Source organism: Streptomyces sp. YIM 121038 (assembly GCF_006088715.1).
Classification (GTDB): Bacteria; Actinomycetota; Actinomycetes; order Streptomycetales; family Streptomycetaceae; genus Streptomyces.
The window spans coordinates 4,141,414-4,163,786 of the sequence record NZ_CP030771.1; the positions used below are offsets into that span (position 1 = coordinate 4,141,414).

The 22,373-nt window shown below is 72.1% G+C and carries 17 protein-coding genes and 1 tRNA gene; 11 read left to right on the forward strand and 7 right to left on the reverse strand.

What is annotated here, in order from left to right; all coding sequences use genetic code 11:
* Nucleotides 1-48: 48 nt before the first annotated feature.
* From C9F11_RS17260 to C9F11_RS17270, 3 genes are all read right to left on the reverse strand, one after another.
* A complete protein-coding gene (locus C9F11_RS17260) occupies nucleotides 49-633 on the reverse strand; it encodes a phospholipase A2 (protein ID WP_138960137.1) in 585 nt (194 codons plus the stop codon).
* A 212-nt stretch (nucleotides 634-845) separates the two neighbouring features.
* Nucleotides 846-3,428 (reverse strand): FtsX-like permease family protein, encoded by a 2,583-nt coding sequence (locus C9F11_RS17265; protein ID WP_138960138.1) that lies wholly within the window; start codon nucleotides 3,426-3,428, stop codon nucleotides 846-848.
* On the reverse strand, nucleotides 3,425-4,213 hold the full coding sequence (locus C9F11_RS17270; protein WP_138960139.1) for an ABC transporter ATP-binding protein: 789 nt from the start codon (nucleotides 4,211-4,213) through the stop codon (nucleotides 3,425-3,427). Before C9F11_RS17270 ends, C9F11_RS17265 begins: the two co-directional genes overlap by 4 nt.
* Nucleotides 4,214-4,738: 525 nt before the next feature.
* On the opposite strand from C9F11_RS17270, the gene C9F11_RS17275 reads away from it, so the two are divergent.
* The 3 genes from C9F11_RS17275 (at nucleotide 4,739) to C9F11_RS17285 (ending at nucleotide 8,696) form a co-directional block, all read left to right on the forward strand.
* On the forward strand, nucleotides 4,739-6,370 hold the full coding sequence (locus C9F11_RS17275) for an MFS transporter (protein ID WP_138960140.1): 1,632 nt from the start codon (nucleotides 4,739-4,741) through the stop codon (nucleotides 6,368-6,370).
* Between the two features lie 186 nt (nucleotides 6,371-6,556).
* Nucleotides 6,557-7,072 (forward strand): DUF485 domain-containing protein, encoded by a 516-nt coding sequence (locus tag C9F11_RS17280; RefSeq protein WP_138960141.1) that lies wholly within the window; start codon nucleotides 6,557-6,559, stop codon nucleotides 7,070-7,072.
* Nucleotides 7,065-8,696 (forward strand): cation acetate symporter, encoded by a 1,632-nt coding sequence (locus C9F11_RS17285; protein WP_249401765.1) that lies wholly within the window; start codon nucleotides 7,065-7,067, stop codon nucleotides 8,694-8,696. The genes C9F11_RS17280 and C9F11_RS17285 overlap by 8 nt, the downstream gene beginning before the upstream one ends.
* Here the strand turns inward: C9F11_RS17285 and C9F11_RS17290 are convergent.
* From C9F11_RS17290 to C9F11_RS17300, 3 genes are all read right to left on the reverse strand, one after another.
* Nucleotides 8,654-9,571, reverse strand: coding sequence for a cellulose-binding protein (locus C9F11_RS17290; protein WP_138960142.1), 918 nt, complete (start codon nucleotides 9,569-9,571; stop codon nucleotides 8,654-8,656). The two genes, C9F11_RS17285 and C9F11_RS17290, sit on opposite strands and share 43 nt — an antisense overlap.
* A gap of 296 nt (nucleotides 9,572-9,867) precedes the next feature.
* A complete protein-coding gene (locus C9F11_RS17295) occupies nucleotides 9,868-12,906 on the reverse strand; it encodes an SUKH-4 family immunity protein (RefSeq protein WP_138960143.1) in 3,039 nt (1,012 codons plus the stop codon).
* Between the two features lie 8 nt (nucleotides 12,907-12,914).
* Nucleotides 12,915-13,904, reverse strand: coding sequence for an SMI1/KNR4 family protein (locus C9F11_RS17300; protein ID WP_138960144.1), 990 nt, complete (start codon nucleotides 13,902-13,904; stop codon nucleotides 12,915-12,917).
* A gap of 247 nt (nucleotides 13,905-14,151) precedes the next feature.
* On the opposite strand from C9F11_RS17300, the gene C9F11_RS17305 reads away from it, so the two are divergent.
* Together C9F11_RS17305 and C9F11_RS17310 are read left to right on the forward strand one after the other, a co-directional pair.
* Nucleotides 14,152-14,748: a YwqJ-related putative deaminase gene (locus tag C9F11_RS17305; RefSeq protein WP_249401766.1), complete on the forward strand. Its 597-nt coding sequence runs from the start codon at nucleotides 14,152-14,154 to the stop codon at nucleotides 14,746-14,748.
* A 71-nt stretch (nucleotides 14,749-14,819) separates the two neighbouring features.
* Nucleotides 14,820-15,311 carry an SUKH-3 domain-containing protein gene (locus tag C9F11_RS17310; RefSeq protein ID WP_138960145.1) on the forward strand — a complete coding sequence of 164 codons (492 nt, stop codon included), beginning with the start codon at nucleotides 14,820-14,822 and terminating at the stop codon, nucleotides 15,309-15,311.
* A 187-nt stretch (nucleotides 15,312-15,498) separates the two neighbouring features.
* On the opposite strand, the gene C9F11_RS17315 is transcribed toward C9F11_RS17310, so the two are convergent.
* Complete coding sequence (locus tag C9F11_RS17315) at nucleotides 15,499-16,836, reverse strand: histidine kinase (protein WP_138960146.1); 1,338 nt, start codon at nucleotides 16,834-16,836, stop codon at nucleotides 15,499-15,501.
* Between the two features lie 177 nt (nucleotides 16,837-17,013).
* On the opposite strand from C9F11_RS17315, the gene C9F11_RS17320 reads away from it, so the two are divergent.
* From C9F11_RS17320 to pth, 6 genes are all read left to right on the forward strand, one after another.
* Nucleotides 17,014-17,877, forward strand: a complete 864-nt coding sequence (locus C9F11_RS17320; protein ID WP_138960147.1) for a hypothetical protein — start codon at nucleotides 17,014-17,016, stop codon at nucleotides 17,875-17,877.
* A 6-nt stretch (nucleotides 17,878-17,883) separates the two neighbouring features.
* Nucleotides 17,884-17,954, forward strand: a tRNA-Gln gene (locus C9F11_RS17325).
* Nucleotides 17,955-18,115: 161 nt separating this feature from the next.
* Nucleotides 18,116-19,573 carry a bifunctional UDP-N-acetylglucosamine diphosphorylase/glucosamine-1-phosphate N-acetyltransferase GlmU gene (gene glmU, locus C9F11_RS17330; protein ID WP_138960148.1) on the forward strand — a complete coding sequence of 486 codons (1,458 nt, stop codon included), beginning with the start codon at nucleotides 18,116-18,118 and terminating at the stop codon, nucleotides 19,571-19,573.
* A gap of 171 nt (nucleotides 19,574-19,744) precedes the next feature.
* Nucleotides 19,745-20,734 carry a ribose-phosphate diphosphokinase gene (locus C9F11_RS17335; protein WP_138960149.1) on the forward strand — a complete coding sequence of 330 codons (990 nt, stop codon included), beginning with the start codon at nucleotides 19,745-19,747 and terminating at the stop codon, nucleotides 20,732-20,734.
* A 185-nt stretch (nucleotides 20,735-20,919) separates the two neighbouring features.
* Nucleotides 20,920-21,507, forward strand: coding sequence for a 50S ribosomal protein L25/general stress protein Ctc (locus C9F11_RS17340; protein ID WP_138960150.1), 588 nt, complete (start codon nucleotides 20,920-20,922; stop codon nucleotides 21,505-21,507).
* Nucleotides 21,508-21,597: 90 nt separating this feature from the next.
* Nucleotides 21,598-22,194 (forward strand): aminoacyl-tRNA hydrolase, encoded by a 597-nt coding sequence (pth, locus tag C9F11_RS17345; protein WP_138960151.1) that lies wholly within the window; start codon nucleotides 21,598-21,600, stop codon nucleotides 22,192-22,194.
* Nucleotides 22,195-22,373: the final 179 nt, after the last annotated feature.

The window sequence follows — 22,373 nt, forward strand, 5'->3', positions numbered from 1 at the left end:
GGAGCCCACGCCCCGGCGAGCCCCGGGGCGTGGTGCTCGGGCGGTGTTCTAGAGGTGCCCGGCGGTGCGGACGGCGTTGTAGTACGTCTTCGCCGTCTTGTTGCACGCGTCCTTCATCTTCTTGCGCAGGGCGGGCGTGAGCGGGTCGGCCCAGAACTTCCTGCCGCACTGCTTCTGCATATCCTGAAGAAAGACGTCGTCAATACGCTTGCGGTGATACTTCTTGAAATTGTACTCACCGGCGTACTTCTTGTAGTTCCGGTAGCCGAAATCATGCCGGTAGCAGGAGAAGGTGAAATCGTATCCACCGGGCTGCTTCTCGGTCGCGGGGCCCGAGCAGTAGTCGGTGTCCCAATTGAACCGGAAGTAGTTCGAACCCTGCCGGTAGAGACCCAGGTACTTGAACCACTCGTCACGCGAGGCGTCGCCCTTGCTCGTCAGGGCCTTGAGCTTCTGCAGCCGGTAGGCCGCGCCGACCATGGGCAGCGCGGTGGCCGAGGCGTCCGCCTTCGCGGCGTCCGAGACCGAGGCCGGAGCCTTCGGTTCCGTGTGCGCGACGGCGGGCAGCGCCGAGGTGGCGACGACCGCACCGGCCAGCAGGGCACCTCCAAGAGAGATACACGCTTTATTCACTTTTCTCCATTCCCCGTTGTCCCCGTTGTTCCCCGTTTACGCCGATGCCCCGCCGCCCGGACAGTTCCGGGTGGCGTGCTCGGCCGGGAGTAAATTAGCCCATCACCCGGCGCCCGCAAAGGGAAAATCGGAGAAGAGCGCTTACCGTGGCGCACACCACAGTGCCCCGGCCGTGCGGGCCGGGGCACCGTGGGTGTCGCTCGCGGGTGGCGCTACTCCGTCGCGATCGCGTTCAGTACGTTCATCCGGCCCGCCCGGAACGCCGGGACCAGGGCGGCGAAGAGGCCCACGAAGGCGGAGCCCACGAAGACCGCGATGATCGTCGGCCAGGGGATCTCCAGGACCTTCAGGCCCTCCAGGGCGAGGAGCTTCTGGGCGGTCGCGCCCCAGCCCATGCCCAGGCCGAGGCCGAGGAGGGCGCCGAAGAGGGCGATGACCACCGACTCCATGCGGATCATGCGGCGCAGCTGACGGCGGGAGAGGCCGATGGCCCGCATCAGGCCGATCTCGCGGGTGCGCTCCACCACGGAGAGGGCCAGGGTGTTCACCACGCCCAGGATGGCCACGATGATCGCGAGGCCGAGGAGGCCGTAGACGATGTTCAGGAGCTGGCCGACCTGGTCCTTCAAGGTCTGCTTGAAGTCGGTCTGGTCCTGGACCTTGAGCTGGGGGTCCGTCGAGAGGGTCTTCTTGAGCGCCGCGTAGGCCTCGTCCTGCTTGCCGTCGACCGCCTTGGCGAAGACGGTGCCGCTCAGCGGCATCCGGTCGGGGGCGACGTACCGCTCGACGGTGGTGATGTTCAGATACATCGCGCCCCGGTCGAGGGTGCCCTCCTCCTCGGTGATCGCCGCGAGCTTCAGCTCTCCGGTCCGGCCGTCGTCGAACGCGACCTTGAGCTTGTCGCCCACCTTCAGGTGGTGGTCCTTGGCGAAGCCCTCGCCCACCGACATGGCGTTCGCCCCGTAGGCGGCGGACATGTCGCCCGCGGTGGTCTCGCGGCGCAGGTCCTGCACATAGGTGCGGTCGTTCGCGCTGAGGTCGACGCCCTTGTCGGTCTTGCCGTCGGGGGTGGTGATGTCGGCCTTGACCTCCTTGTAGCGGGTGGTGTGGGCGACGTACGGGGTGTCCTTGAGGCGCTGCTCCACCTGGTGGCTGACCGGCTGCCTGCCCTGGATGATGAAGTCCGCGCCGACCGACTTGTCCAGCTCGTCCGTGGCGGAGGCGACCATCGACGTGCCGACCACCGACAGGCAGGCCACCAGGGCCAGGCCGATCATCAGGGCGGCGCCGGTGGCGCCGGTGCGGCGGGGGTTGCGCAGGGCGTTGCGCTCGGCCATGCGGCCGACGGGGCCGAACATCCGCAGCAGGACCGCGCTGATCGCACGGACCACGAAGGACGCGAGGACCGGGCCGATGACGACGAAGCCGATGAGGGTGAGGACGACGCCGAGGCCGAGGAAGAGGGAGCCCTCCTTCGCCTTGTCGGCCGCCGCCGCGGCGTAGAGGCCGAAGACTCCGGCGCCGGTGAGGACCAGGCCGAGGACGGCGCGGACGGATCCGGACCTGCCGTCGGCCGGGGTGCCCGCGTCGCGCAGGGCGGCCATCGGGGAGACCTTGCCCGCGCGGCGGGCCGGGAGGTACGCGGCGAGGACGGTGACGATGATGCCGAGGAGCAGGCCCACCACCGGGGTCGTCACCGAGATGGTGAGGTCCTCGGTGGACAGCTCCATGCCGATGCCCGACATCAGCTTCATCAGGCCGACCGCGAGGCCGATGCCCGCGCCGATGCCGAGGACGGAGCCGACGACGCCGAGCAGCAGGGCCTCGACGAGCACCGAGCGGTTGACCTGCTTGCGGCTGGAGCCGATGGCCCGCATCAGGCCGATCTCGCGGGTGCGCTGGGCGACCAGCATGGAGAAGGTGTTGATGATCAGGAAGATGCCGACGAGGAAGGCGATCCCGGCGAAGCCGAGCATCGCGTACTTCATGACGTCCAGGAAGCCGCCGACGGACTTGCGGTTGGCGTCGGCGCTCTCCTTCTGCGTCTTGATCTTGTACGCGGCGGCGTCGGCGCCGAGGGTCTTCGCCACGTTCGCCTTGAGCAGGCTGTCGCTCACACCGCTCGCTGCGGTGACGTTGACGTGGGTGAACCGGCCGGTGGCACCGAGCAGTTCGCGCTGGGCGGTGGCGGTGTCGAAGTAGACCACGGTGGCGCCGGGGTTGGTCACCTTGAAGGTGGCGATGCCGGAGATCTTCGCGGTGAAGCTGCCGGTGGCGGCGATGGTGCGCAGCTCGTCACCGATCTTGAGGTTCTTCTTGTCGGCGGTGTCGGCGTCCAGCATCACCTCGGTGGGGCCGCGCGGGGAGTGGCCGGAGGTGATCTCCATGGACCGCAGGTCGTTCTTCGTCCAGTTGCCCGCGAGGGTGGGGGCGCCGCTGGAGGGGCCGATGTCCTTGTTCTTGGAGTTGACGACGGTGACGCTGTCGCTGCTGATCGCGCCCTCGGCGGACTTCACGCCGTCGGCCTTCTTCACCTGGGCGACCGTGGCGGCGGGCAGGGTCTCGGGCTTGCCGGTGCGCGGGCCCTCGTCGCCCGCGTCCGGCGCGTCCTTCGGGGTGAGGGTGACGTCGGAGGACGTGGCCGCGAAGAGCTTGTCGAAGGTGGTGGACATCGTGTCGGAGAACACCAGGGTGCCGCACACGAAGGCCACCGAGAGGACCACGGCGACCGCGGAGAGCGCCATGCGTCCCTTGTGCGCGAAGAAGTTGCGCATCGAGGTCTTCAGGACGGTCATGACGTGCGCCCCCGGGCGTCGAAGTGCTTCATGCGGTCCAGGACCTGCTCGGCGGTGGGGCTGTACATCTCGTCGACGATGCGGCCGTCGGCCAGATACAGCACGCGGTCCGCGTACGACGCGGCGACCGGGTCGTGGGTGACCATGACGATGGTCTGGCCGAGCTGCGTCACCGACGTGCGCAGGAAGCCGAGGACTTCGGCGCCCGCGCGGGAGTCGAGGTTTCCGGTCGGCTCGTCACCGAAGATGATCTCGGGCCGGGAGGCCAGGGCACGGGCCACGGCGACGCGCTGCTGCTGACCGCCGGAGAGCTCGGTGGGCCGGTGCTTGAGGCGCCCGGCGAGACCGACGGTCTGGACGACCTGGTCGAGCCAGCCCTTGTCGGGCTTGCGGCCGGCTATGTCCATCGGCAGCGTGATGTTCTCCAGGGCGTTCAGCGTCGGCAGGAGGTTGAACGCCTGGAAGATGAAGCCGACGCGGTCGCGGCGCAGCTGGGTGAGCTTCTTGTCCTTCAGGCCGGTGATCTCGGTCTCGTCGAGGTAGATCTGCCCGCTGCTGACCGTGTCGAGGCCCGCGAGGCAGTGCATCAGCGTGGACTTGCCGGACCCCGAGGGGCCCATGATCGCGGTGAACTGGCCGCGGGCGATGTCCACGTCGATGTGGTCGAGGGCGACGACCCGGGTCTCTCCGGAGCCGTACGCCTTGACGACCTGGCGTGCCCGCGCCGCGACGGCCGTACGCCCGCCAGTTCCCCCGTGCCTGGGAGTGGATACAGCCGTTGTCACGGTAAGTCTCCTATGTCGGTGACGAGGTGAACGCGTGTCGGCGCGCCCACGTGGATCAGTGTGGATCGCCGGGGTACTCCGGCGCCCTGGTGCCCAGCGCAGTCTTTTCCTGGGGAAAACCCCACCCCCCGCGCTGTGGTTCGTCGCAGGGCGCGGAGCCGGACCCCCGTTACCGGCCCCACGCCCCGTGCCGCGTGCCGCTCCCGGCGGCCCGGCCCGTGCCCGGCGCCTTCGCCCCGTGCCGTGCCCGGCGGCTTCGCCCCCGTGCCCTGCGGCGTAAAGCAAATCTAAGGACGGGCCCGCGCCTTCTCGTCCTCCGTCGGTACCAACGTCCCCCTGTCCCTAGTACGGAGGTCCCCCTAGGGGTTCTCCACCCGGCGGTGGAGCGCTTCTCAGGGTCGCTCCACCCCCTTGTTGACCAAGCAACCGCCCTACCAGGGGAGAAGCTCTCCACCCCCTCCCTGGAGCGCGCCAACAGTGAGAAGGTGACCGGGGCAACCGGTGCAGGGGGAAAGGACTTTGGCCATGGCGACAGCGCGGGCGCGGCGCTCGGACCGGCGCGGCGCCGTCGTCGCCGCGCTCATGCTCGTCATGGCGCTCGCCGCCCTGGACGCCACCATCGTCTCCACGGCCGTACCGCAGATCGTCGGCTCCCTCGGCGGCTTCTCCGTCTTCTCCTGGCTGTTCTCCGGCTATCTGCTCGCCGCGACGGTCACGCTGCCCGTCTACGGGAAGCTGTCCGACACCTTCGGCCGCAAGCCCGTCCTGATCGTGGGCTGCGCCCTGTTCCTCGCCGGCTCGGTGCTGTGCGCGCTCGCCTGGGACATGGGCTCCCTGATCGCCTTCCGCGTCCTCCAGGGCCTGGGCGGCGGCGCCCTCCAGGGCACCGTGCAGACCGTCGCCGCCGATCTGTACCCGCTCAAGGAGCGCCCCCGCATCCAGGCCAGGCTCTCGACCGTGTGGGCCGTGTCCGCCGTCGCGGGCCCCGCGGTCGGCGGCCTGCTCACCGCCTGCGCGGACTGGCGCTGGATCTTCCTGATCAACCTGCCCGTCGGCGCGTTCGCGCTCTGGCTGATCGTCCGCCACCTGCACGAGCCGGTACGCCCGCCGGGCGAGCGGCACCGCGTCGACTGGCCCGGGGCGCTCGCCGTGTTCGCCGCGGGCGGGGCGCTGCTCACCGCGCTCGTCCAGGGCGGCGTCGCCTGGGACTGGCTGTCGCCGCCCTCGCTCGCGCTGTTCGCGGCGGGACTCGCGTGCGTCGGCGCGGTCGTGGTCATCGAGCGACGCGCCGCGGACCCGATCATTCCGGGCTGGGTGTGGCGGCGCCGCCCCATCGCCGCCGTGAACCTGGCGCTCGGCTCGCTCGGCCTGCTGATGGTCGCGCCCACCGTGTTCCTGCCCACCTACGCGCAGTCGGTGCTCCAACTCGCCCCGACGGCCGCCGGTTTCGTCCTGTCCATCATGACCCTGAGCTGGCCCGTGTCGGCCGCCCTGAGCCAGCACGTCTACCGGCGCATCGGCTTCCGCAACAGCGCGATGACCGGGATCAGCGCCGCCGCCTGCGTCCTGTTCGCCTTCCCGCTGCTCCCCTACCCCGGCGCGGCCTGGCAGCCCGCGCTCCTGATGCTGCTGCTCGGCGCCGCGCTCGGGCTCTTCCAGCTCCCCCTGATCGTCGGCGTCCAGTCGACCGTCGGCTGGGCGGAGCGCGGCACGACCACCGCGTCCGTCCTCTTCTGCCGCCAGATCGGCCAGACCATGGGCGCGGCCGTCTTCGGGGCGATCGCCAACGGCGTCCTCAGCTCCAGGCTCGGCGGCGCGGGCTCGCTCGACGCGGTCGCGAAGTCCCTCGACGACCCGGGCTCCGTCGCCGACCCGGAGCGGCTGCGCCGGGCCGTCGACGCGGCCGTGGACGCCGTGTACGTGGGCGCGGCCTGCGCGGCGGTGCTGTGCCTGCTCGTCCTGCTGCTGCTCGCGCCCCGGCGGTTCCCCGTCATCCAGGAGCCGGACGCCGAGGGGACGAACGTCGAGGGGGCGAACGCCGAGGCGCCGGAAGCCGACGAGGCGGGCGCGGAGCCCGCCGCCGAAGCCGGGGCGCAACAGGCGCCCCAGGAGGCGCAGTTGACTCGTACGCGCCCCGAGAAGCCCCATACCGACTGATCAGTATGGGGAAAAGCCCACGCGCCTCCACTACCTGCCAGTAACGTTCTCGGCCCTCGCTCCCTCGCGGTCCGCACCGGACCGCACCCGCGGTCCCCTGCCGGACCCGACGCGCGGCCCCCCACCGGCCCGCGTCCGCGGTCCGCACCGGACCGAAGCCGCGCAAGGAGACGCAAGGAGACCGGGATGCCCCACCTCCCCCCAGACTCGTCCCCCCACCCTCCGTACGGTGCCCCCGACCCACAGGACCCGTACGCCGCCTCGTACGACCCCACCAGCCCACAGACCCCGTACACCCCCACCGCCTCACCGCCCCCACAGCCCCCGTCGCACCTCACCTACCCCTGGCAGCCCCCCGCCCCCGCCCCGCAGCCCGCGACCCCGTGTCCGCGCCGGGGCCCCGCCCCCGGGCACCGCGGCGACCTGCGCCAGCTGCGCGGCGCCTACCGGCGGCAGCGCCGCGTCGCCACCCTCACCGCCCTCGGCTGCTTCACGCTCTTCCTCCTCCTGTCCGCCTTCGCCCCCGCCCTCATGACCGGCCCGGTCACCGGCGGCCTCACCACCGGGCTCCTCGCCGGGCTCCTCCAGCTGCCCGTGATGTGCCTGGCCACCGTGGTGTACGAGATCACCGCCCGGCGCCGCCTGGACCGGCTCGCCGCCCGGCTGCGCACCCACCTCGAACGGGAGGCGAGCCGTGCCTGACACCACCCAGGGCACCTCCCTCGTCGCCTTCACCGCCGTCGTCACGCTCACGCTGCTGCTGTGCGTGATGACCGGCCCCGACCGCGACGACCTCGGCGAGTTCTACACCGGCTACGGCCGCCTCACCCCGCTGCGCAACGGCCTCGCCATCGCGGGCGACTACATCTCCGCCGCCACCGTCCTCGGCACCACCGGCATCATCGCGCTCCTCGGCCACGACGGCGTCGTCCTCGCCCTGAGCACCGCGCTCTCCCTGATGCTGCTGATGTTCCTGCTCGCCGAACCCCTGCGGAACGCCGGACGGTTCACCATGGGCGACGTCCTCGCCCGCCGCCAGCCCGGCCGCCTCGTCCGGGTCACCGCGAGCGCCGCGACCCTCGCCGCGCTGCTCCCCCTCATGCTGGTCCAGCTCGCGGGCGCGGGCGACCTGCTCGCCTTCATCCTCGGCTTCACCGGCCCCGGCCTGAAGACCGGCTGCGTGATCACGCTCGGCGCCCTCATGATCAGCTACGCGGCGATCGGCGGCATGAAGGGCACCGCCCTCATCCAGATCCTCAAGGTCGTCATCCTGCTCGGCTCCGGCGTCGCCGTCGCCGCCCTCATCCTGCGCCGCTACGACTGGGACCCCGGCGCCCTGCTCGCCGCCGCCCGCGCCGGCAGCGGCCTCGGCCCGGCCTTCCTGGAGTCGGGACTGCAGTTCGAGGACAGCCCCGCGCCCCGCCTCGACATGATCAGCTCGGAGCTCACCGTGGTCCTCGGCGGCGCCTGCCTGCCGCACGTCACCATGCGCATGTACACCGCGCGCACCGCGCCCGAGATACGGCGCTCGCTGTCCTGGGCCGTGGCGTGCGTGGCCCTCTTCGTCCTCGTCATCACCGTCATCGGCTTCGGCGCCACGGCCATGCTCGGCCGCGCGGCGATCGCCGGGCACGACCCGCAGGGCAACACGGCCTATCTGCTCGGCTCCCGCGCGGTGCTCGGCGCGGACACCTCCACCGCCGAGACGCTCCTCTTCACGACCGTCACCACCGCGATCTTCCTGACGCTGCTCGCGTCCGTGGCCGGAATGATCCTCGCCTGCGCCAACTCCCTCGCCCACGACGTCTTCGCCGCCTGCCGCCCCGACCTCTCCCCGCGCCACGAGCTGGCGCTCGCCCGGGGCTGCGCGCTCGCCGTGGGCGCGGGCGCCATCAGCCTCGCGGTCCTCGTCCGGGACCGCAGCCTCCAGCCGCTGGTCACCCTGTCGTTCTGCCTCGGCGCGTCCGCGCTCGCACCCGCGCTCGGCTACGCCCTGTTCTGGCGGCGCTTCACCCGGGCCGGACTCCTGTCGACCCTCATCGGCGGCACGGTCGGCTGCATCGTGCTCATGACCGGTACGAACCTGGTGTCCGGCTCACCCGGCGCGGCGTTCCCCGAGCACGACTTCGCCTGGTTCCCCTTCACCACGACGGGCGTCGTCTCGATCCCGCTGGGCTTCCTGCTCGGCTGGCTCGGTACGGTCCTCAGCCGCCGCCCCACCCGGCGCGCGGCGCGGGCACGCTACGAGGCCGTCGAAGCCCACCTCCTGGCCGGGCCCCGCCCTCAGGAGGCGTCCCCCGGGCTCTGGCCGGGGACGTCGCCGTAGCCCCGGCCGGTCAGCGAGGCCAGGCTGTTGCGGACGTGGTCCATGTGCGCCCGCACCTCGTCCCGGCGCTCGCCGTGCTCGCGCAGCAGCCGCTCCGTCTCCCGCCCGACCCGCTCCTCCCGCACCCGGGCCCCCGCGATCAGCTCGGCGGCGCGCGCGGCCGCGTCCTCCTCGCGGTGCCGGGCGGCCTCCTCCGCCTCGGCGCAGGCCCGCCGCGCCTCGGTGAGACGCGCCTCGGCCGCGGCGACCAGGGCCGCCTCGCGGGCGTCGGCGACGGCCTCCCGCTCGGCGATCTCCCGCTCCGTGGCCTCCCAGCGCTCGGCGTGCTCCTTCTCCTGCTCCGCCAGGAGCCCGCTCGTGCGCCGGCGCATCTCCCGCAGCGCGGCGAGCGCCTCCCCGCGCCACTCCTTCGCGTCGCGGCGCGCCGCGGCCCGCAGCTCGTCCTCGGCGGCCCGCGCGGCGAGCAGCCGCTGCCTGGCCCGCTCCTCGGCCTCGCCCCGCACCGAATCGGCGTACGCCCGCGCGGCCCCGCGCAGCTCGGTGACGGCGGCCGCGACGGCCTGCCCGAGCTCGTAGGTGTCCGCCGCCGCGGCGTCCCGCACGGCCGCGGCCTCCTCCTCGCTCAGCGCGAGCAGGTACTGGGCGCGCCGGCCGAGTTCGTCGTACGTCTGCGGGGCGAGGCGCGCGACGGCCTCGCGCAGCCGCGCCGCCTCCTCGCCCATGTCCCGGGCGAGGACGGTGAGGCGGGCGGCCCGCTCCCACGCGGCGTCCCGGTCCCGGGACAGCGCGTCGGCGTACGCGTCCACCTGCTCGGGACGGTAGCCGCGGCCGCGGCCGGTGACGAAGCCATGAGGTGACGCACCGCTGCCGCTCATCCTGGTTCCCCTCTTTCGCCCACACGGACTCTCACCGTCGCGCTGACTCTCTCCGCCGCGCCACCCGCGTACAACGCGATTGGCGCACATCTTGATGGATCAAGCGGAAGTGGTCATAACACGACACTCCGTCAGCGCCACCCGGTCAAGGATGCGCCAATTGGGACCAGAAGTCGGAATCGGGGTGCCGTTCCGCCGTACGTCGAAGAGCCGTTCGGCCGCCGACCGGGGGCGCAGCGCCGGGGCGCCCGACCCGTCGTACAGGTCGAGCGCCCCGGTCGCACACCGCGTACGGACTACAGCAGGCCGTCCCACATCTGCTCCAGGAGCACCGACCACCAGCTCTCCGGCGACGACAGCGCCGCCGGGTCGAGCGCGGCGAGCTGCGACTGGAAGTCGACGGTCCAGCGACCCGCCTGCTCCTGGTTGAGGCCGTAGCGCAGCCGCCACATGCGGCCGAGCAGCGCCAGACAGCGCACGAACTCCGGCAGCCCCGTGTTCACGAACTGCGGCGGCACCGGAGCCCCGCCAGGACCCGCCTCCACCGGCACCGCGACGATGTGCGCCGTGCCGTACTGGACACAGACGGCCCGGCCGAAGTCGCTGCCCATCACCAGGTACGAACCCGCGTCCGACGCGGGCGCCACCCCCCGCTCCTGCGCCAGCTCCGCGAGCGTCGGCACCGGCCGCCCCGGCTGGGCCTGCGCCCAGAAGAACGGACCGAAGTCGAGCGGAAGCCCCGCCACGACGAGCGTGTGCGCCACGACGTCCGGCACGCCCTGCCGGGACACCGCCCGCTGGTCGAACCGGAACACCCCGGGCCCGAACGCACCCGCCAGCTCCTGCGCCACGGCCTCCGGCGGCACCGGCGGCGTCGGCGCCACCGGCGGCAGCGGCGCCCGCACCGGCGCCGGACGCGCCGGACCGTCCGCGACCTGGTGCAACTCGCCCTGGTGCGCGAGCAGTTGCTGCATGCCCTGCTGCCGCGACGCGTGGTCCCTGCCGTACGGCGCGATCGAGGTGATGCGCGCCTGCGGCCACGTCTCGCGGATCATGCGCGCGCAGTACGCGCCCGGCAGCTCGCACGACTCCAGCTCCGTGTGCAGCTCCAGGACCTGGTCCGCCGGGATGTTCATGCCCCGCAGCTCGTGGAAGATCTGCCACTCCGGATGCGGGGTGCCCGGCGCCGACCGCCGGATCACCTGCTGCTCGGACCCGTCCGGGGCGCGGTACCGCAGCACCGCCTGATAGCCGGGGCCCACCGTGGGCTGCCCCACGGGCGGCTGCGGATAGCCGTACGGCTGCCCGGCACCGGGCGGCGGCATACCGGGCCCCGGCGGCACCATGCCCGGGGCGGGCGGCGGCATGCCGGGCGCACCCGGGGCCGCGGGCGGCGGGGGCGCACCCGGACCGCCGACGGCGGGACCCGCGAGCATGGTGGCGGCGTGGTGGACACCGCCACCGGGCGCACCCGGGGCGCCGGGCGCGCCGGGCGGCTGCGGCGCACCGGGAGCACCGGGCGGGCCCGGAGGCTGCGGCGCACCGGGAACACCCGGGGCACCGGGAGGCTTGGGCGCCCCGCCGAGGCTCGGGTCGGCCAGCATCGTCGCCGCGTGGTGCACCCCACCGGGCGGCGCACCCGGAACACCGGGCGGGCCCGGGGGCTGCGGCGCACCAGGAGCGCCGGGGGCACCAGGAGCAGCCGGAGGCTGCGGCCCACCGCCCAGGCTCGGGTCGGCCAGCATCGTCGCCGCGTGATGGACCCCACCGGGCGGCGCACCCGGAACACCGGGAGCGGCAGGCGGCTGCGGGGCACCGGGAGCAGGCGGCTGCGGCGCACCGGGAGGCTGCGGACCTTCGGGGCCGAGCGACGACACGAGCTGCGTCGCCACATAGGCACCACCGGGCGCACCGGGCTGCGGCGCGCCGCCGCCCTCGGCCGCGGGCGGCGCCTCAGGGCCGGGCGGGGGCGGCGTACCCGGACCACCCGCGGCCGCACCGACGGGCGGCGGCGGCACACCAGGGCCGCTCGGCGTCGCACCGGCGGGCGGCGGCGGCAGGCCCGGACCACTCGGAGCCACCCCGGCGGGCGGCGGCGTGCCAGGGCCCCCCGGAACCCCGCCCACCGGCGGAAGCGGCGTACCCGGCCCACCGGCAGACGGAAGCGGCGCACCAGGCCCGCCCGCGGTCGGAAGCGGCACATGAGAGCCACTGGCACCCGGACCAGAGGGCGGCGGCGGCACCGGGGGACCACTGGCAGCCGGACCGGCGGGCGGAGGCGGCACCTGCGGGCCGCTCACCGCCGAGCCGACGGGCGGAGGCGGCAGATCCGGGCCGCTCACGGCCGAACCCGCGGGCGGCGGAGGCAGATCCGGGCCGCTCACGGCCGAACCCGCGGGCGGCGGCGGAAGCTGCGGGCCACTCACCGCGGCACCCGCAGGCGGCGGCGGAAGCTGCGGCCCACTCACCGCGGCACCCGCAGGCGGCGGCGGAAGCTGCGGCCCCGAGCCCGGCGCCCCGGGTGCCGGGTCGTCCAGGGCGGGCGCGACCGCCGTCCTCGGGAGCTGACTGCCGCCCGACATCAGCGCGGTCTTCGCCTCCGGCGACACGCTCGGCGGCGGCACGTCCTCCTCGTCCCCGTCCAGATTCACCGGCGGCGAGAACACCGTCGCGGGCAGCGGCACCGCCACGTCGTCGTCATCCCCCCCGATGTTCGTGTCCGTACCGGCCCACGGCGTCTCCGACGACGGCACACCGGAACCGGACACACCCACCGACGCCCCGGCGGACCCACCGGCGGCAGGCCACGACGTGCCACCACCCTGCGGCGCCGCCGGAACAGGCCCCGCCGACGTCGCCGCGGGCTCCGGCTCCGGCTCCGGCGAAGCCACGGCCGCGGGCGCGGGCGCGGGCGCGGGCGCGGGCTCCGGAGCGGACGACGACGACCGCCGGTCCGGAATCCCCAGCTTGTCCGCCGCCTCCTGCAACCACTCCGGCGGACTCAACAGGAACGACGTCTGGTTCAGATCCATGCGCTCCGGCGCCGCGGGCGCGGCAGCGGGCTCCGGCGCGTCCGGCACCCCGTACTCCTCCTCGTACCGGCGGATCACCTCACCCACCGGCAGCGCGGGCCACAACGTGGCCTCACCGCTGTCCCGGGCGATGACGAGACGCTGACCGCCACCGTCCGAACGCGGACCGCCCTCGCGGTCCTCCGCCCACACCACGAAGCCCAGGTCGAACTCCCGCACCCGCACCTCACGGTGCCCGGGCGCCGGCACCTCACCGTTGATCCACTCCTCGGCGCGCTCCTGCGCCTGTGCGAAGGTCACCATCTCGGAGCTCACTCCCCCACCGGGACGACGCGCGCGAAGCCGCCGTCCACCATCAGGTTCGCCACGGTCTCCAGCTCGGGCGGACTGCCCGCGAGCCGGGACAGGAACGCGTCGAAGTCGTCCCCGCACGGCAACAGCAGCCGCTGCACCCGCTCCGCGGGCGCCCAGGACGGATCCACGTCACGCGCGTCGTCGTACGCGCAGAACCACACCGAGCCGATCCGATCGCCCTTCACCTTCACCGCGAGCAGACCGCCCTGCACAAAACCGACCCCCAGGAAATCCTTGGTCAGATGGTCGCGCAGACACTTGTTCACGTACACCAGGTCGTTCACGGCCGCCTCGTCACGCACCGTGAAGAACGGCTGGTCGATCAGCAGACCCAGCTCCGCGTCCAGAGCCGTCCCCACCGGCGCACAGCCGCCCGCCGCCTTCAAGAAGGAGCGATACGCCCCCGGCAGCCGATAGCCCAGATCCTCCTCGACCCCCGCGACCTGGCCCTCCGTGACCGCCAGCGCCCCCTTCGGCAACGCCAGGTGCGCCGGACGCGTCTCCTGCAACGGACGCGTCCCCCGCTTGCCGTGGTCCACGGCCGACGTGGCGATGCCGCCGTGATGCCGCAGCAACGCCTTCACCTCGACCGGCACCAGCTCAAGACGGCGACCACCCGGCACGTGGTGCCAGGTCCAGCCGTGCGGCGTCGCCACCGCCGGAATCGTGTCCCACAGCTCATGGCCCGACGCCGCGAGCGCCGCGTTCGCCGACACGTAGTCCGTGAGCCGCAGCTCGTCCACACCGAAGCCCTCCGGCGGCTCCGCGATCTCCGCCGCCGCACGCGCGTACGGCGAGAAGACCGGATAGCCCTCACCGTCCACCCGCACGCCCCTGGGGTGCCGCGCGGCACGGACCGGATCCGGGAAGTGCACGACCTGCCCGGCGTAGGCCGCGTTCGGCGGCGCGGCCTGCTGCCCGAGCCGACCTGGCCGACCTGTCGTCATGGCGGTTGCCCTCCTGCGGCACTGTCGAGGTTCACGAATGGCGACAGCCTATGCGGAAGGACGACACGGGTCATCGGCCCGCCGGATCCGTGACCACCCGCCACGAGCCCGTCACCCAGAGACGAAACCCCGCCGTGTCGCACCGACCCAGCTTCCGTACCACGCGCCCCATTTGGCAGTCTGTTCCCGCAACGCGGGGGCGTGGCACCAGCGGCCGACGCCGCGGGCACGGGGAGGGAAACACCACATGCACACGGCACAAACCAGCATGTCACGGACCACCGATACATCCACCGAAAGCGCCGGAACCGTTCACTCCACGACCACAGCCACCACCGCGCGCACCCCGGGGACCCCAGGCACCCCCGGCGGCGACCCCCGCGTCGGCTGGAGCAGCGTCCCCGCCGACGCACCCATCCTGCTCCACCGCCGCGACGGCATCCTGCCCACCGTCGCCGCCGCGCTCTCCGTCCGCGGCACCACCCTCACCAGCACCCCCAAACGCGGCGAAGAACCACCCGACCTCCACCCCCTCGTCCAGGACTTCCTCGACGCCCTCCCCAGCGCCCAACGCGAACGCTTCACCGGACGCTGCGCCGAAGCCCTGCTCGTCTCCCGGCACCTCACCACCGCCGACGCCGGCCGCTCCAAACGCGCCCGCCGCAAACCCATGACCAACGGCGAAGCCCGCAAAGCCCTCAAGCACGCCAAACTCACCACCCGCCGCATCCGCGAGGACGGCGACCCCCTGCACGGCTCCTTCGCCCGCCCCTGCCGCTCCTGCACCGCCCTCACCGACCACTTCGGCGTCCGCGTCGTGGACCCCACGGCGGCCGACGGCTGACACCCCCGCCGCACCGACGCAACCGCACCGCAACGCACCGCACCGCACCGCACCCGAGGGCGCCCACCACCATGCACACCGACCACTCCACCCGCTTCCCCGTACCCGTCGACGCCGCCCTGCGCACCGCCGGCTGGCGCCCCGGCCGCTGGGACATCAAACAGGCCGAGATCTGGGCCGACGTCCTGCGCCGCCACACCTCACCCGCAGGACACCAGCACGCCGTCTTCCCCGCCGCCGTCGAAGCCTGGGCCGAATTCGGCGGCCTCCACATCACCCCCCAGGGCCCCGGCCGCCAGATAGCCCCCGCCACCCTCCACCTCGACCCCATGTACGGCCTCCACACCGCACGCACCCTCGGCGACCTCGGCCGCGCCCTCGGCACCGAAGTCAGCCCCATCGGCGAAGAGACCGACACCCAGGCCCTCATCGCCATCGACGCCCGCGGCCGCCTCTACAGCCTCGACCACACCGGCGACTGGTACCTCGGCCAGCACATCGACCAGGCCCTCACCACCCTCATCGCAGGCACCCAGCCCGTACGCCTCACCGCCGGAGCGTAGGCGCTCCGCTGGATTTCACCGCCCCGTGCCGCCCGGCCACTGCGCCGCCCGGCCACTGCGCCGTCCGGCCACGCGCCGTCCGGCCACTGCGGGTCCATCGTGGCTGATCGCGCCCACGCGGCGGAGCCGCCATCGACACAGCCCCGCGCCCCTACGGGGCGCTCCCGTACGGCGGCAGACGCCGAGATCAGGCCCCGGCCGCCCCCGCCGGAAGCACCGCCGACACCCGGAAACCACCCGCGTCCGTCGGCCCCGACACGAACACCCCGCCGAGCGCCGTCACCCGCTCCTTCATCCCCACCAGACCATTGCCGCCACTCGGCAACCGCGCATCCGCAGGAGCCGTCTCCGGCGGCGGCCCGTTCTCCACCTGCATCGCGATCTCCACACCCCGATGCGCGAGCCGCACATACGCCTTCGCACCCGCCGCGTGCTTGAAGACGTTCGTCAACGCCTCCTGCACCACCCGGTACGCCGTCTCCTCCACATCCGCCGCATACAGCCGCGCCTCACCCTCCACGGACATGTCCACCACCATCCCCGCCGCCCGCGACTGATCCACCAACTCGTCCAGCTCCGCCAGACACGGCCCCTCCGCCAACTCCGCGGCCTCCCCACCACCCGCCCGCGACGCCGCCCGCGACGCCGCCTCCCCCACCGCCGCCAACGGCACCGGCACCGGAGCCGGAGCGGGCTTCGGCGGAGCCTCCCCCGCCCGCAACACCCCCAACATCTCCCGCAACTCCGTCAGCGCCTGCCGACCCATGTCCCCCACCAGCGCCGCGTTCTTCACCGCCTTCTCCGGATCCTTCCGCGCCACCGCCTGCAACGCCGCCGCGTGCACCACCATCAGACTCACCCGGTGCGCCACCACGTCGTGCATGTCCCGGGCGATCCGCGTCCGCTCCTCGTTACGCGCCCACTCCGCCCGCTCCTCCGCCCGCTCAGCCAGCAACTGAAGCTCCCGCTCCAGACTGTCCGCACGCTCCCGCAACGACTCCATCAGCCGCCGCCGCGCACCCACATACAGACCCAGCAACAACGGCGGCGCCGTCACCCCCAGCGACGTACTGATCGCGATGAACGGGATGACCCCCTCGCCGATCGTCAGATCCCCGCTCGCTATGTCCTGATTCGCCCGCACCATCGTCACGATCAACGTGCCCGCCAGCGACATCCCCGCAAGCGCCCCGATGATCCTGCGCGGCAGCTCCGACGCCGCCAGCGTGTACAGACCCACGATCGTCATCAGGACGCCCATCTGCGCCGGCGTGATCGCCACCGCGATCAGCACCACCGCGATCGGCCAACGACGACGCAACACCAGCGTCGCCCCGGCCAGCACCCCGAAGCCCACCCCCACCGCCAGCGGCAGCCCCGCGTCCCGCGCGAACTCGACGCCCTCCGCGCCGCACTCGGCCGCCGACACGACACCGAGCCCCACATCGAGCACGGCACTGCGCCGCCGCTCCCACCACCACGGCCCTGTCCTGGCCGCGGTTCCGCTGTCCCCCGTCGTGGTCATGTCTTCCAGCCTACGGGCGCCGACGCCCGGTTTTCCGGTGAGTTTCCGGCACGCGAGCACCCCGCGGCCCTACCCCGGCGGGCCACGGACGACGCCCGAACCGCCAGGTAACCCTCGAACAGTTGAACCGCCCAGATTTTCGACCCGGAACCCCGAAATCCGAACGAGGCTCGCCGCATGACCGAGATCACCGACTTCCCCTCCCTCCGCGCCCGAGCCATCACCCTGCGCCGGGAGGGCCTCAGCCGCCGCCAGATCCGCGACCGGCTCCACGTCTACAACAACGACCTCCTCAACCGCCTCCTGGAAGGCGAGCCCGCACCAGAGTGGACCAAGCGCCCCAACGCCAAGGACGACCTCAAGGAGAAGGCCCGCGAGCTACGCCTCCAGGGCTGGACGTACGACAAGATCAAGGCGGAGCTCGGCTGCTCCAAGAGCTCGGTGTCCCTCTGGGTGCGGGACCTGCCGACGCCGGAGCGACGACAGCGAACCCGCGAAGAGGCTTCAGCCATCGCCAAGCGCAGTTGGGAGCCAAAGCTGCGGCTGCGCGAAGAGGAGCGCCAACGCACGAAGAAGGCCGCCATGGACGAAGTGGGGCAACTCACCGACCGTGAGCTGTTCCTGATCGGCGTCGGGCTCTATTGGGCCGAGGGAACCAAGAGCAAGCCCTACAAACGGCGCGAGCGCGTCACGTTCGTGAACAGCGACCCGGGAATGGTCAAGATCTTCCTGAGCTGGCTCGACCTCCTCAACGTCGAGCGCGAAAACGTGCGCTTCTACGTCATGATCCATGAGACGGCGGACGTGCCGGGCGCCGAGCGGTACTGGGCGAACCTCGTCGGCGCCGACCGCTGCGCCTTCAACAAGACGACCATCAAGAAGCACAACCCCAAGACCGTGCGCAAGAACGTGGGCGAGACCTACCGCGGCTGCCTGGTGATCCAGGTCCGGCAGAGCGCAGAGTTGTACCGTCGCATCGAAGGCGCCTGGTGCGGCATAGTAGGGGCTGCGTCCGCAGGGGATCTTCCTAATCGGACATAGCGCCCATCCCGGGTCGTCTAAGGGCAAGACGTCAGATTTTGGTTCTGATCATGGGGGTTCGAGTCCTCCCCCGGGAGCATTGCTCGGTTCGGGTCCTGACCTAAAGGCCAGGGCCCGCTTCCTTTTGGCCTTGTGGGCCGCCCCGGGCGCCCCGCCCGCCCAAGGCCCCCGGCCCGATTACGCCCCGGTATCCTGCGGATGTCCGAACCCCACGCATCCGAAGCCGAAGGGCACCCCCGTGAGCGCCAATTGCCCGGCAGCCGTCGTCGTCCTCGCAGCGGGTGAGGGCACCCGTATGAAGTCGGCCACCCCGAAGGTCCTGCACGACATCTGTGGCCGTTCCCTCGTCGGGCACGTGCTCGCTGCCGCGCGCGAGCTCGCGCCGGAGCGCCTGGTCGCCGTCGTGGGGCACGGCAGCGAGCGCGTCACGGCGCACCTCGCCGAGATCGACCCGCAGGCCCGCACCGCGTACCAGGCGGAGCAGAACGGCACGGGCCACGCGGTCCGCATCGGCCTGGAGGAGATCGGCGGCAGGGTCGAGGGGACCGTGGTGGTCGTGTGCGGGGACACCCCGCTGCTGACGGGCGCGACCCTGCGCCGCCTGGCGGAGACCCACGCCACCGACGGCAACGCCGTCACCGTGCTGACCGCCGAGGTCCCCGACGCGACCGGTTACGGCCGCATCGTGCGCGACCCGGCGTCGGGCGCGGTGACGGCGATCGTGGAGCACAAGGACGCCAGTGACGCGCAGCGGGCGATCCGGGAGATCAACTCCGGGGTGTTCGCGTTCGACGGTCAGCTGCTGGCGGACGCGCTCGGCAAGGTGCGTACGGACAACAGCCAGGGCGAGGAGTACCTGACGGACGTGCTCGGCATCCTGCGGGAGGCGGGGCACCGGGTCGGGGCGTCGGTGGCGGGGGATCACCGGGAGATCGCGGGGATCAACAACCGGGTGCAACTGGCGGACGCGCGGCGGGTGTTGAACGACCGGCTGCTGACGGAGGCCATGCTGGCGGGGGTGACGGTCGTGGACCCGGCGTCGACGTGGGTGGACGCGACGGTGACGTTCGAGCGGGACGCGCTGGTGCATCCGGGGACGCAGCTGCTGGGGGCGACGCACCTGGGTGAGGGTGCGGAGGTCGGCCCGAACACGCGCCTGAAGGACACGGCGGTGGGTGCGGGCGCGCGGGTGGACAACACGGTGGCGGACGGTGCGGAGGTCGGCGAGGGGGCGTCGGTGGGCCCGTTCGCGTATCTGCGGCCGGGTACGCGGCTGGGGACGAGGGCCAAGGCCGGTACGTACGTGGAGATGAAGAACGCGACGATCGGTGAGGGCACGAAGGTGCCGCACCTGTCGTACGTGGGGGACGCGACGATCGGTGAGTACTCGAACATCGGGGCCGCGAGCGTCTTCGTGAACTACGACGGTGAGGCCAAGCACCACACGACGGTGGGGTCGCACTGCAAGACGGGTTCGGACAACATGTTTGTGGCTCCTGTCACGATTGGCGACGGTGCTTACACGGCGGCGGGGTCCGTGATCACGAAGGACGTGCCGCCGGGTTCGCTGGCCGTCGCCCGTGGCCAGCAGCGGAATATCGAGGGCTGGGTGGCCCGTAAGCGTCCGGGGAGCGCGGCGGCGAAGGCGGCCGAGGCGGCCTCCCGGGGGACCGGGAACGCGGTCGGCGAGGGCTGACCGGCAACCTGACTGGAAAAAGGTGCGCTGAACACCGCGTACCGTGATAGGTGCACACCAATCGGCTGACTCGTGGCGCGGCCTATGTCCTGGGATGCGGAGTATCGCTCCTGGACCTCTGGATGTATCGCGGGTGCAGCAGCGGAAGAACTCGTCTGAGGAGACAGTGCTGTGACCGGGATCAAGACGACCGGCGAGAAGAAGTTGATGTTCTTCTCCGGCCGCGCCCACCCCGAGTTGGCCGAGGAGGTTGCCCACGAGCTGGGCATCGGCGTCGTACCGACGAAGGCCTTCGATTTCGCCAACGGCGAGATCTACGTGCGGTACCAGGAGTCGGCACGTGGCGCGGACTGCTTCCTGATCCAGAGCCACACGGCTCCGATCAACAAGTGGATCATGGAGCAGCTGATCATGATCGACGCTCTGAAGCGGGCCTCCGCGCGGAGCATCACCGTGATCGTGCCGTTCTACGGCTACGCCCGTCAGGACAAGAAGCACCGCGGCCGTGAGCCGATCTCGGCGCGTCTGGTCGCGGACCTGCTGAAGACGGCGGGCGCGGACCGCATCGTCTCGGTGGACCTGCACACCGACCAGATCGTGGGCTTCTTCGACGGCCCGGTCGACCACCTCTTCGCGCTTCCGATCCTCGCGGACTACGTGGGCGCGAAGGTCGACAGGGACAAGCTCACGGTCGTGTCCCCGGACGCGGGCCGGGTGCGGGTGGCCGACCGCTGGTGCGACCGTCTGGGCGCGCCGCTGGCGATCGTGCACAAGCGTCGTGACAAGGACGTCGCCAACCAGGTGACGGTCCACGAGGTGGTCGGTAACGTCGAGGGCCGGGTGTGTGTCCTGGTCGACGACATGATCGACACGGGTGGCACGATCTGTGCGGCGGCCGACGCGCTGTTCGCGCACGGTGCCGAGGACGTCATCGTGACGGCGACGCACGGTGTGCTGTCGGGTCCGGCGGCGGACCGGCTGAAGAACTCGAAGGTGAGCGAGTTCGTGTTCACGAACACGCTGCCGACGCCGAACGAGCTGGAGCTCGACAAGATCACGGTGCTTTCGATCGCTCCGACCATCGCCAACGCGGTGCGGGAGATCTTCGAGGACGGGTCTGTGACCAGCCTCTTCGAGGAGCAGTCGGGTCCGACGGACTGAGTCCTGCTTGATCGTTTTGGGTGCGGCCTCCCTGCCGAGTAGACTGTTGAAGTTGCTCGGCGAGGGAGGCCGTACGCGTTTGTTCCGAACGCGGGTACGGCGGTCCGTTATCGACGCGCTCTTCGTAGCAGGCCAGTCGTATGGCCGGGTGACACCTTCGTTCACCTATCTACGAGGAGTGCCCCATGTCTGAGGTCAAGCTCAGCACCGAGATCCGTTCCGAGTTCGGCAAGGGTGCCGCCCGCCGCGTCCGTCGTGAGAACAAGGTTCCCGGCGTGCTGTACGGCCACGGCACGGACCCCGTCCACGTCACGCTGCCGGGTCACGACCTGATGATCGCCCTGCGTACGCCGAACGTCCTGCTGTCCCTGGACATCGACGGCAAGAGCGAGCTGGCGATCCCGAAGGCCGTGCAGCGTGACCCGCTGAAGGGCTTCATCGAGCACGTCGACCTGCTCCTGGTCAAGCGTGGCGAGAAGGTCACCGTCGAGGTTCCGGTCCACACCGAGGGCGAGCTGGCCGCCGGTGGCAACCTGCTCGAGCACGTGCTGTCCACGCTGCCGATCGAGGCCGAGGCCACGCACCTCCCCGAGGCCGTCACGGTCTCCATCGCGGGCCTGGAGGCCGGTGCCTCCATCCACGCCAAGGACATCACGCTGCCCGCCGGTGCGACCCTGGCCGTCGACGCCGACACCGTGGTCCTGCAGGTCCTGGCCGCGCAGGCCGAGGAAGCCCCGGCCGAGGGCGAGGGCGACGCGGCCGCCGAGGCCTGAGCCGCTTTCTCGAGGCAGTGACAACCGCCGTCCAGCGCCCCGGCGCTGGGCGGCGGTTGGGCTGTGAGCAGCGATGGAGGAGACACCCAGATGACGACGGACCCGAGCGCTCCCTGGCTGGTCGTGGGGCTCGGCAACCCCGGGCCCGGCTACGCGATGAACCGGCACAACGTGGGCTTCATGGTCGTCGACCTGCTCGCCCAGCGGATCGGCGGCACGTTCAAGCGTGCCGGCAAGGCCCAGGCGCAGGTCCTGGAGGGTCGTCTGGGGCCGATGGGTCCCGGCAGCCGCCGTGTCGTCCTCGCCAAGCCGACGTCGTACATGAATCTGTCGGGCGGTCCGGTGACGGCGCTGCGCGACTTCTACAAGGTGCCGACGGCGAACGTCGTCGCCGTCCACGACGAGCTCGACATCGACTACGGCACGCTGCGGCTGAAGCTCGGTGGCGGTGACAACGGGCACAACGGTCTGAAGTCGATGACCAAGGCCATGGGGTCCGACTACCACCGGGTCCGCTTCGGCATCGGCCGCCCGCCCGGGCGGATGCAGGTCGCGGACTTCGTACTGAAGGACTTCTCCTCCGCGGAGCGCAAGGAGCTGGACTACTTCGTGGACCGGGCCGCGGACGCGGTCGAGTGCCTGGTCGTGGAGGGCCTTGAGCGGGCCCAGGGCACGTACAACTCCTGAGCGGTGGGGGGCTCTTCTCTCCCACCCTCCCGCCCGTGCGGCCCCGGTTGCCCGGCTCGGCCCCGGCCTGGCGACTTTCCCGCCGTCGTCCGGATGCTCCCCCGCCCACCCGCCCCCTTTCGGGGCGGGTGGGCGGGGTTTTTTCAGCCCGGGGTCCCTGGGCGGGAGCCTCCTCGGTC

What these genes read in the sequence shown, in the direction of transcription:
- C9F11_RS17265 (WP_138960138.1), bottom strand. Translation starts at nt 3,428, where the DNA reads ATGACCGTCCTGAAGACCTCGATGCGCAACTTCTTCGCGCACAAGGGA.
- C9F11_RS17275 (WP_138960140.1), top strand. Translation starts at nt 4,739, where the DNA reads ATGGCGACAGCGCGGGCGCGGCGCTCGGACCGGCGCGGCGCCGTCGTC.
- C9F11_RS17280 (WP_138960141.1), top strand. Translation starts at nt 6,557, where the DNA reads ATGCCCCACCTCCCCCCAGACTCGTCCCCCCACCCTCCGTACGGTGCC.
- C9F11_RS17290 (WP_138960142.1), bottom strand. Translation starts at nt 9,571, where the DNA reads ATGAGCGGCAGCGGTGCGTCACCTCATGGCTTCGTCACCGGCCGCGGC.
- C9F11_RS17295 (WP_138960143.1), bottom strand. Translation starts at nt 12,906, where the DNA reads ATGGTGACCTTCGCACAGGCGCAGGAGCGCGCCGAGGAGTGGATCAAC.
- C9F11_RS17300 (WP_138960144.1), bottom strand. Translation starts at nt 13,904, where the DNA reads ATGACGACAGGTCGGCCAGGTCGGCTCGGGCAGCAGGCCGCGCCGCCG.
- C9F11_RS17305 (WP_249401766.1), top strand. Translation starts at nt 14,152, where the DNA reads ATGCACACGGCACAAACCAGCATGTCACGGACCACCGATACATCCACC.
- C9F11_RS17310 (WP_138960145.1), top strand. Translation starts at nt 14,820, where the DNA reads ATGCACACCGACCACTCCACCCGCTTCCCCGTACCCGTCGACGCCGCC.
- C9F11_RS17315 (WP_138960146.1), bottom strand. Translation starts at nt 16,836, where the DNA reads ATGACCACGACGGGGGACAGCGGAACCGCGGCCAGGACAGGGCCGTGG.
- C9F11_RS17320 (WP_138960147.1), top strand. Translation starts at nt 17,014, where the DNA reads ATGACCGAGATCACCGACTTCCCCTCCCTCCGCGCCCGAGCCATCACC.
- C9F11_RS17340 (WP_138960150.1), top strand. Translation starts at nt 20,920, where the DNA reads ATGTCTGAGGTCAAGCTCAGCACCGAGATCCGTTCCGAGTTCGGCAAG.
- pth (WP_138960151.1), top strand. Translation starts at nt 21,598, where the DNA reads ATGACGACGGACCCGAGCGCTCCCTGGCTGGTCGTGGGGCTCGGCAAC.